10 protein-coding genes and 1 pseudogene are annotated in these 9,518 nt (G+C 70.9%); 7 read left to right on the top strand and 4 right to left on the bottom strand.

All coding sequences use genetic code 11. The features are described 5' to 3' along the window. The first annotated feature begins 164 nt into the window (after window positions 1–164). Window positions 165–972 (top strand): annotated as a pseudogene (locus ACWCP2_RS37855) (IS5 family transposase). Window positions 973–1,558: 586 nt separating this feature from the next. On the opposite strand, the gene ACWCP2_RS37850 reads toward ACWCP2_RS37855, so the two are convergent. Together ACWCP2_RS37850 and ACWCP2_RS37845 are read right to left on the bottom strand one after the other, a co-directional pair. Further along, window positions 1,559–2,779, bottom strand: a complete 1,221-nt coding sequence (locus ACWCP2_RS37850) for an MFS transporter (protein WP_450913073.1) — start codon at window positions 2,777–2,779, stop codon at window positions 1,559–1,561. Window positions 2,780–2,882: 103 nt separating this feature from the next. Then, on the bottom strand, window positions 2,883–4,271 hold the full coding sequence (locus ACWCP2_RS37845; protein WP_450913072.1) for an FAD-binding oxidoreductase: 1,389 nt from the start codon (window positions 4,269–4,271) through the stop codon (window positions 2,883–2,885). Between the two features lie 363 nt (window positions 4,272–4,634). Here ACWCP2_RS37845 and ACWCP2_RS37840 point away from each other — a divergent pair, with 363 nt between their 5' ends. The 6 genes from ACWCP2_RS37840 (at window position 4,635) to ACWCP2_RS37815 (ending at window position 8,858) form a co-directional block, all read left to right on the top strand. Next, window positions 4,635–5,207 (top strand): hypothetical protein, encoded by a 573-nt coding sequence (locus ACWCP2_RS37840; protein WP_450913071.1) that lies wholly within the window; start codon window positions 4,635–4,637, stop codon window positions 5,205–5,207. A gap of 16 nt (window positions 5,208–5,223) precedes the next feature. Next, a complete protein-coding gene (locus ACWCP2_RS37835) occupies window positions 5,224–5,766 on the top strand; it encodes a carboxymuconolactone decarboxylase family protein (protein ID WP_450913070.1) in 543 nt (180 codons plus the stop codon). Between the two features lie 191 nt (window positions 5,767–5,957). Next, a complete protein-coding gene (locus tag ACWCP2_RS37830) occupies window positions 5,958–6,497 on the top strand; it encodes a carboxymuconolactone decarboxylase family protein (protein ID WP_450913069.1) in 540 nt (179 codons plus the stop codon). A 30-nt stretch (window positions 6,498–6,527) separates the two neighbouring features. Then, window positions 6,528–7,478: an oxidoreductase gene (locus tag ACWCP2_RS37825; RefSeq protein ID WP_450913068.1), complete on the top strand. Its 951-nt coding sequence runs from the start codon at window positions 6,528–6,530 to the stop codon at window positions 7,476–7,478. After that, window positions 7,475–7,708, top strand: coding sequence for a hypothetical protein (locus ACWCP2_RS37820; protein WP_450913067.1), 234 nt, complete (start codon window positions 7,475–7,477; stop codon window positions 7,706–7,708). Before ACWCP2_RS37825 ends, ACWCP2_RS37820 begins: the two co-directional genes overlap by 4 nt. Window positions 7,709–7,853: 145 nt before the next feature. Further along, window positions 7,854–8,858, top strand: a complete 1,005-nt coding sequence (locus ACWCP2_RS37815; protein WP_450913066.1) for a hypothetical protein — start codon at window positions 7,854–7,856, stop codon at window positions 8,856–8,858. 100 nt (window positions 8,859–8,958) lie between these two features. Here ACWCP2_RS37815 and ACWCP2_RS37810 read toward each other — a convergent pair whose 3' ends face one another. Together ACWCP2_RS37810 and ACWCP2_RS37805 are read right to left on the bottom strand one after the other, a co-directional pair. After that, window positions 8,959–9,330: a hypothetical protein gene (locus tag ACWCP2_RS37810; RefSeq protein WP_450913065.1), complete on the bottom strand. Its 372-nt coding sequence runs from the start codon at window positions 9,328–9,330 to the stop codon at window positions 8,959–8,961. Between the two features lie 47 nt (window positions 9,331–9,377). Next, window positions 9,378–9,518, bottom strand: a 141-nt coding sequence (locus ACWCP2_RS37805; RefSeq protein ID WP_450913074.1) for a methionine adenosyltransferase domain-containing protein, incomplete at its 5' end; no start/stop codon positions are given.

The following is a 9,518-nucleotide window of genomic DNA, read 5'->3' as shown; positions in this document are numbered from 1 at the left end:
TTACGGTGGACCACGAGGGCCTCCTGTCTTCGGTGCAGATGTCGCAATCCACACCGAACCCGGAGGCCCTCACCCATTTCAAGAACCCAGCACGCATGTCACCAACGTCCCCGGACAACACACCTAGACCGGCCCTTACCGATCATCTGATCGTTGGTTGATGTGTGCCGTTGACTGACGCGCAGTGGGCGCGGATCGAGCGCCGCGGCGGGCTGGGCGGTGGCGGGATCACCGGCAGGTGATCGACGCGATCGCTTTCAAGTACCGCACCGGCACTCCGTGGATGGACCTGCCCCGAACGCTTCGGTTCGTGGAAGGGCGCCCACAGCAGGCTGCGGATGTGGGCGATCGACGGCACTTGGGAACGACTCTTCGCCGCCCTGCTGGCCCAAGCCGATGCCGAGGATGACCTGGACTGGGTCGTCGCGGTCGATTCCACGATCGTCCGTGCCAACCAGCACGCTGCCGGGGCCCGCCAAAAGGGGCTCCGGCAGGCGAGCCGGCCGATCATGCCCTCGGACGGTCCCGCGGCGGGCTGACCACGAAGATCCACCTCGCCGCCGACGGCCGCTGCCGGCCTCTCGCGTTCGTCCTCACACACGGCCAGGCCGGGGACGCACCGGCGTTCCCCCAGGTCATGGCCGCAATCCGGGTGACGAGGCCGAAAGGAAGGCCTCGAACGCGCCCCGTCGTCGTGCTGGCCGACAAGGCGTATTCGTCCCGCGCGATCCGCGAACACCTGCGCCGACGCAGGATCCGGGCCGTGATCCCGCAGCCTGCCGACCAGATCGCCAACCGCAGGCGACTGGGCAGAAAAGGCGGCCGTCAGCCGGCATTCGACCGCGAGGTCCACAAGCAGCGGAACACCGTCGAACGCTGCATCAACAAGCTCAAGCTCGATACGACAAGACCGCGACTGCCTACCAGGCGGCCCTGCACCCCGCGGCCATCCACATCTGGGCCACGAGGTGATCGCTAAGAAACGCCCTAGTTCAGGGCTGCGCGCGGGAGGTGACCCCGTTTCACGCGGTCCGGGCCTACGGCCCGATGGGTGTCCGCTTAGCTCCCACCCTCAGTCCTTCCGGCTCCGCCTCCAGGACGACAGCCCGCTCCAAACCGCCATCTTCGCTTCGGCAAGCTCGACCCACTGCGCCGCAACCTCAACAAGCCGGCCCCTACTCACTGCCGCCAGCGCCGAACGCAGACGTCTAGGGACCTCGAACACCATGAAACCGTCGTTCCTCATCGGCACCACGGCCCGCAGGTCCGAAACCACACCCCCGACAAGGAGGACTTCCCAGTCCCCCACCGCATCATCGGGAAAGAAATCCGCACACCCGAACGCCGGAAACACATGGCCCATCGTCCGGGGCCACAAAGAACTCAACAACACGCAGCATGACCTGATCATGCCAGCCTCAATGGAATGCTTCATTCTGGAGCTCGGATTAAATCTGAATGCAGGCCCTCCACCCGAACTTCAGAAACCCTCGTCGCGCGTCAGCGCAGTACGGATCCACCACCACTGTGGCCGGCGGTGGGAGCAGCCCTGGTCTCGTCAGTGGGCTCGTTCGCTGCGGAACGCCGGGATGGCGGTGAGGGTGGCCGTTAGTGCTGCGGCGCCGAAGATGGTGAGGGCTGTGGTGAATCCGGTGGGGAGCAGGAGTTCGAAGGCCAGGCTGCCCAGGCCGAAGCCGGTGAAGAGGCAGAACGAGTTCAGGCCCAGGGCCTGGCCTCGCTCGTCGGGTCGGCGGGGGAGAGCGGTGACGATGCCGGCCAGGAGCGGATGGGTCATGTCGTAGCCGAGGGAGAGCGCGGCGATGGTGAGGGCCGCGGCGGGCAGGGGCAGGTCGGTTGCCAGGAGCAGGGCGCATATCGCGGCAAGGGCCACGCCGGCGGGGATGATGCGCGCGCGTCCGTAGCGGTCGGCCAGGCCGCCGATGACGGGGCCGAGCAGGAGGCCGGGGATCCCGTAGCCCAGCAGGGCGAGGCCGATGCCGACCGGGCCCAGCGCGAAGCGCTGGATCAGGTACAGGCCGAGCCAGGTGTAGATCCCGGAGTGCAGTATCGCGTTGAAGAGGATGTACCCGTAGGTGCGCCGTCCCCGGGCGGATCCCAGCAGACTCCGGTAGCCGGCGGCGACGGCTGCCAGGGGGAGTGGTGTCTCGGGGCGGGGGGCGGTGGGCAGGACGTGTGAGGTGAGGGCTGTGAGGAGGAGTACGGCGCTTGCGGCGGCTACGGCCAGGAACAGGCCGGGCCAGCCGATGAGGGGTTCGGCCAGGGCGCCCGCGCTGGAGCCGACCGCGATGCCGCCGGCCATGCCGCCGTACATCCAGCCCAGTGCCCGGCCGCGCTGGGCGTAGGGGAAGACGTCCCCGATCAGCGCGAGGGCGACCGGGACTACGCCGCCGACTCCGATGCCGGTGAACAAGCGCATGGTGAGGAAGGCTGCGTTGCCGTCCGCGAGGGCGGTGGCGGCGGTCAGGACGGTGAAGGCGGCCAGCGAGCCGAGGATGACCGGCCGGCGGCCGACGCGGTCGGAGAGCGGACCCCAGAGGAGTGTCAGCACCCCGTAGGGCACCAAGTACGCCGGTACCGCCAGGCCCACCGACTCGGGAGTGGAGTGGAAGGCGCGGGCCAGTTGCGGGAGGATCGGCGCGATCATGAACGCCTGCGCGAAGGTCAGGAACGCGGCGACCGTGAGCATCGCCACCAGCCCGCGAGGGGGCGCGGTGGACAGCCCCGTGGAGGTGTGCTCCGGAGTGAGGGTGGAGGACAAACCGACTCCTTGGATCCCAGTCGTCGGCGGGTGCGCAGGTGCTGGGACGGGGCGCGCCCCCCGGCAGGGTGCTGTCGGGGGGCGCGGCGGGGGCGGGTGGTGGTTACGCGTCGGCGGGCGGGATGTTGTTGTTCACGCGGAACAGGTTGGCCGGGTCGTAGACGCGCTTGATGGCGCGCAGGCGGTTCCAGGTCTGCTCGGGGTACGCCTCGTGGATGCGGGCCGTGCTGTCGTCGGCGAGGAAGTTGACGTACACGCCCCCGACGCCCTTCTGCAGGGTCGTGGTGAGTTCGTCGGCCCAGCGGGTGTGGACCTCGGCCTCGGACGGGTCGCCGTACATGGCCGCGACGTTGATCATCACGGCGCGGTCGCGGTGGGCGAACGCGGTGGCGTCCGCGCTCACGCGGGCCATCGCGCCGCCGAGTACGCGGACCTGGACGGCCGGGACCATGGCCGTGGAGGCGCCGATCCGGTCGAGGACCACCTCGGCGTCGTCGGCGTCGAAGCCGTCCACGAACAGGTTGCGGGCCGCGGCGACCGGGTGGAAGTCGTCCTCGGGCGGGTAGACGCCCGTGAACGGGATCGGCGCGATCATGTCGGCGATCGGGGTGGCCAGGGCGCGGAAGGGTGCGAGGGCCTTCTCGGCCGCCTCGCCCTCGCCGGCGTAGACCATCATGGCCATGGCGACCTGCGTGCCGTGGAACTCCTCGGGGACGAACGGCAGGATGTGCGCCGGCATGATGTTGAGGATGGTGGAGAGCTCCTCCGGAGCCTCCTGCGCGTGTGCCACGAAGCCGGCGATCACCTCGGCGGTGCCCGGCAGGACCAGCAGGCCGCCGAGGACCGTGGTCAGCTCGTGCAGGCGGAACTTCAGCTTGGTGACCACGCCGAAGTTGCCGCCGCCGCCGCGGATCGCCCAGAACAGGTCGGGCTCGTTCTCGGCGTCGACGCGGCGCACCTCGCCGTCGGCGGTGACCACTTCGGCCGCGAGGAGGTCGTCGATGGTGAGTCCGTACTTGCGGACGAGGTAACCGACGCCGCCGCCGACGGCGATGCCGCCGAGGCCGACGCTGCCGGTGTCTCCGAAGCCGGTGACGAGGCCGTGCTCGGCGGCCGCGTTGGTGTACTCACCGGCGGTGAGGCCGGCGTCGGCCCAGGCTGTGCGGGTCTGCGGGTCGATGTCCAGGCCGCGCAGGGAGGACACGTCGAGGACGAGGCCGCCGTCGACGAGACAGAACATGCTGTGGCCGCCGCCCTTGACCGCCAGGGGCAGGTCGTTGTCACGGGCGAAGGTGACGATCCGGGCCACGTCGGCGACGTCGGACGGCTGCACGATCGCGGCCGGCTGCTGGTCCATCCCGCCGAGGTACACGGTGCGGGCCTTCTCGTAGCCGGCGTCACCTGGCACCAGCACCTGGCCGCTGACCGCTTCGCGCAACTGGGGGACCGGCACGGTGCCCCGTTCGCTGACCGTGTTGGTCTTCTCCACCATGAAAGGTCTCCTCATGTTTTGCGGCAGCGGTCTCGCCAGGGCATGGTCGGCCCGTACGGACGGATCACCAGGAACGGAGCCGTCGCGTGTCGGCGTCCATCGTCGTACGGCGTGGGCGTGCGGAGCATCTTCTGGATTGCTGGATGCCGTCAGGGGCCCCGGTCGCGGGTCGCGGTCCGGCGGTGAGGACGGCCGGGAGGGCAGTCAGAGCACGGCAAGAGGTGCGACTGCCGGTGCCCGGTCGACAACCTCAGCGGGCAGACGGCTGCGGCCGCCCCGCTGTCGACGTCCGGGAGCACCCTTGAAGATCACTCGTACCGCCACTTTCGTGATCGCGGCCGCCACCGCCTCGCGCGCAACCGGGTGCGGCCGCGCAACGCGGCCGGGCAGGTCGACCTGGTCAACGGCAAGGTGGTGCTGATCTCCATCGGTATGTCGAACACCACGCAGGAGTTCCGGAAGTTCATCCAGACCGCCGGCGGGTACGCCAACCTGAACTCGAAGCTCGTCATCGTCGACGGCGCCCAGGGCGGCAAGGACGCCAGCGCGTGGGCGAGCTACCCGAACCTGGCGCTGGGCCACGTGGCCAGCCGGATCTACACCTGCGACCCGCTGCGCAGCGCGGGCGCGTACCAGCAGGGCTGGGCCGACAGGAAGCTGATCCAGGACCAGATCAACGGCGCCTCGAACCTCGCCTACGGGACGGGCGGCGTCGCGCCGTGGCTGTCCTGGGGTCCGTACATGTGGGCGGACGGCCTGGGTTCGGACGGTGTGGCCGGTGGCATCCCGGGGCGCAGTGACGGCCTGGAGTGGGCGTGCTCGGACCTGGAGTCCGACCGTGTGCACCCCGGTCCGACCGGTGAGCAGAAGGTGGCCGACCTGATCCTCAACCAGTTCAGCACGGACTCGACGACCACCCCGTGGTTGAACAAGTAGAGAAGGAGAGTGAACCGTGCCGCACATCGAGATACCGGCCCCGGTGCCGGGGATCCGCGGTCTGATGGCCAGCAAGCCCGCCTCGGGGCGGCGGATGAGCGAGCTCGCCGAGCAGCTGCTTCGGGGCGCGTCACCGCTGAGCGTGGGCGAGCGGGAGCTGATCGCCGCCTTCGTGTCCCACCGCAACCAGACGCGCTACTGCACGGGCTCGCACACCGCGGCGGCCGCGCACGCGCTGGGCGGGGACTACGAGCTGGTGGAGGCCGTGCAGCGGGATCCGGCGAGTGCCCCGGTCAGTGAGCGGATGCGGGCGCTGCTGGCGATCGCCGGCAAGGTGCAGGGCGATGCGCGTGAGGTGAGCGGGGAGGACCTCGCGACGGCGAGGGCGGCCGGGGCGGACGACGAGGCGATCCACGACACGGTGCTGATCGCGGCCGCGTTCTGCATGTTCAACCGGTACGTGGACGGGCTGGGCGCGATCACGCCGGACGATCCGGCGGTGTACGACGAGATCGGGGCCTTCCTGGCGGTGAACGGGTATCTGCCGCCGGCGCGGTGAGGGGCGCGCACGCTCGCCGCGTTCACGCGGCGGTTGAACACGCCGGGGCGGGGGGTGCGGGGCGCGTCCCGGCGCTTGCCCGGTGTCCGGCTTGCTCGGGCAACTCACCTGAGCACACGAGGAGTTGGCCGTGCAGCTGAGGTCTGGTCACGATGAAGTGCCCATCCATACCTTCAGGAGAGGATCCTCCGGTGCCGCACATCGAGATCACCAACGACTTGCCCGGAATCAGCGGGCTCATGGTGCAGCGGCCCGACACTGCCGGGCCGCTCAACGCGGTGGCCAACTCGCTGCTGCGCGGTGAGTCCCCGCTGAGCCGGGGCGAGCGGGAGCTGATCGCCGCGTACGTCTCGGAGCTCAACCGCACCCGTTTCTGCGCCGACTCGCACAGCGCGTTCGCCGCGGCGCAGCTCGAGGGCGGGCAGGAACTGGTGGCGCAGGTGCTCGCCGACCCGGAGACCGCGCCGATCAGCCCGCTGCTGCGGGCTCTGCTGCGGATCGCGGCGCAGGTGCAGGCGCTGGCTCAGCCGGTCTCCGACGAGGCCGTCGCCACCGCCCGTAAGGAGGGCGCGGGGGACGCCGAGATCCACGACACGGTGCTGATCGCGGCCGCGTTCTGCATGTTCAACCGCTATGTGAACTGCCTGGCCACCGAGGTGCCCGCCGACGTCTCGCACTATGCCGCCGTCGCGGACCGCATCGTCGCACGCGGCTACGGCTCGGCTCGCTGATACGCACGTCCGGTCCGAAGGAGGACGGCAATGGTGTGGTCCACGGAAGAGATGCCCGACCAGAGCGGCAGGACCGCTCTGGTCACCGGGGCTTCGGGCGGCATCGGGCTGGAGACGGCCCGGGCGCTCGCGGACCGCGGGGCGCAGGTGATCCTCGCCTGCCGCGACATGGAACGGGGTCTTGCCGCGGCGGCCCGCATCGGCGGCCGTACCGAGGTGGTCCGGATCGATCTGGCCTCGCTGGGCTCGGTCCGGGAGGCGGCGCTGGAGGTACGGCGCCGAGTCGACCGGCTCGATCTCCTCGTCAACAACGCCGGTGTGATGTTCCCGGCGTACCGGCGTACCGAGGACGGCTTCGAGCCGCACTTCGGCGTCAACCACCTGGGGCACTTCGCGCTGACGGGCCTGCTGCTGGGGATCATGCGGGACGTGCCCGGCTCCCGTGTGGTGACGGTCGCGAGCCTCGCCCACCGGGTGGCGGCTACGGGCCCGGGCCCGGCCGACGTGCGTGCGGCGGGCGGGCATCGCTCGGTCGCGGCGTACGGGCGGTCCAAGCTCGCCAATCTGATGTTCGCCCGGGAGTTGCAGTGCCGGCTGGCCGATGCAGGGGCCGAGACCGTCTCGGTGGCCGCGCATCCGGGTCTGTCGGCGACCGGACTGTGGCATGACGAGGCTCCCGCGTGGCTGCGGCCGGTGAGCGCGGCGGCGCTGCGGTGGCTGGGGCAGCCCGCTGCCGGGGCGGCGCTTCCGACGCTCCGGGCCGCCACCGATCCTCTCGTTCCGGGGGGCTCCTACCTCGGCCCGGGCGGGGTTTCCGAATGCCAGGGCGGGGCGGTGCCGGCGCGGTCGAGCCGGGCTTCTCGCGATGTGATCGCGCAGATAAGGCTGTGGGAGCTGTCCCAGGAGCTGACCGGGGTGCGCTACGCACGTGATTCCGCGCGCAGGAACGTCCCGCAGCCCGTCGTGGAGGTGGCCCGGTGAGCGCGGGGACGGGCGAGGAGTCCATCGCCGCCGGAGTGGGCGAGGGCATCGCCGAGGGCGGCGGGCGGTTCCGCGAGGCCGCCGCGTGGGCGTGGGCGTGGCGCAGTTTCGACTTGTCCCTGCCGGATGTCGGCGGGGCCGCGTGGCAGACCGATCCGGTGACCGCGCCGGTGCGGGCGGCCACCGAACCGCGTTTTCGGGTACGGCTGTTGGAGCGCACGTTGCGGTGAGTGACGCCGCGGGGCCTCCGACCTGGCTGGGTGGGAACGAGGCACGCGGTGAAGGGGGCGAGATCGCCCTGGGGCCGCCAGCGGCCGCCCGCGCCGTCCTAGCCTTTCGCTCCGACAGACACGCCTCGGTTGAAAGGCCCCCCACATGACTCAGGTCGCGCACAGACCTGCCCCGGCGCCCCTCAGAAGCGAGCGCGGTGATGCCGGTACCGGACGGTCGCGTACGCCCTCCTTCTTCTTCAACGGCCACGCGCCGCGCCGCCGGGCGCTGGTGCTGCTGGCCGGAGCACTGTTCGGCTTCGCACTGACCGTCATCTGGTCGGCCCAGTTCGTCGACAAGACGATCGGTGACAACATCGCGGACACCCTGCTCGGCCACGCGGCCAAGGGCACCCCGATCACCGGGACGCTGGCCGGTATCGCCTTCGCGCTCGCCACCGGCATCGCGGGCACCTTCACCGCATGCAACGTCGCCGTCTTCAGCGCGCTCGCGCCGCTGGCCGGCACGTCCGCGACCCGGCGCGGCCGGATGGCCGCGGCGCTGCGGCCGCTGGGATTCCTGGCTGCCGGAGCGGTGTCGGTCTCCGCGCTCTACGGCGTCGTCGTCGCCCTGGTGGGCACCTCGATGCCGCAGTTCCAGGCGAGCGTCCCGGGCGGGGGCGGCTTCTCGCCGCGCCTGGTGCAGGCGATGGTGGTGTACGGGGTGATCGGCCTGGTCATGATGTACCTGGGCCTGGCCTCGCTCGGTGTGCTCCGTGATCCGCTGGCCCGGATCAGTGCGCGTTTCCCGAACTCCCCGATGGTGCTCATGGGCGCGCTGATCGGCGCCTTCCTGATCGGCCGCCCGTTCGCACTGTTCCGCCAGCTGTTCATGAACGCGGCCGAGAGCCACAACGTGCTGTACGGGGCGGCGGTGTTCAGCCTGCAGACCCTCGGCAACATCGTCATCGTGGCGGTGCTGTTCCTGGTCGTCACCGGCCTGCTGGGCGAGCGGCTGCACCGCTGGATGACCGCGAAGCCCAGCCGGGCCTCGGCGGTGATGGCCGCCGCGTTCATCGCCGCGGGCGTGTTCATGATCCTTTACTGGGACGTGCGGATGCTCTCGCGCCAGGATCTGATCTGGTACCCGCTGGCGCCCTGGGCCGCCTGACGGCTTGACGAAGACGGGTGGGCAGATGGCCCGGGAGGAGCGCCTCGGCGCTTCTCCCGGGCCGTTTCGCGTGCCGGTCCGCCGGGCCGGCGGGCGCCCGTCAGCCGTGGTCCACCGCGGCGAGGAGTTCCACGGCCGCCCCGGCCAGACCGGCCACGTCGGGCGCGCTCAGCTCGGGGTCGTCGAGCAGCGGGACGAGGTGGGCGAGGACGGTGGCGAAGCGGGCCCCGTTCTCCTGCGTCATCGTCAGGTGGCCCTCCCAGAGGGCCGCGCGGACGTGTCCGGAGGTCAGCGTGCCGGTTCCGGCGGGCGAGAGGCCCAGGATGCCGGCGATGCGCTGTTCGAGCGGGGTCGGCGTCCAGGCTCCGAGGCGCAGGTCGAGGAGGAGGTCCTCGATCAGGCGGCGGGCGTGCCCGGTGGCCGACTGCTCCGGGGCGAGGACGGCGGCGGGCAGGGTTGCGGTGAGCGTCATGGGTGTTCCTCGGTTCGTGAAATGAAGGGGAAGGAAGGGGAAAGGGATCAGAGGCCCGCGGCGGTGCGGAGGGCGTCGACGCGGTCGGTGCGTTCCCAGGTGAAGTCCGGCAGCTCGCGGCCGAAGTGGCCGTAGGCGGCGGTCTGGGCGTAGATCGGGCGCAGCAGGTCGAGGTCGCGGATGATCGC

It is taken from the genome of Streptomyces sp. NPDC002104, from assembly GCF_053593795.1.
This window is presented reverse-complemented; position numbering and strand designations above follow the sequence as displayed.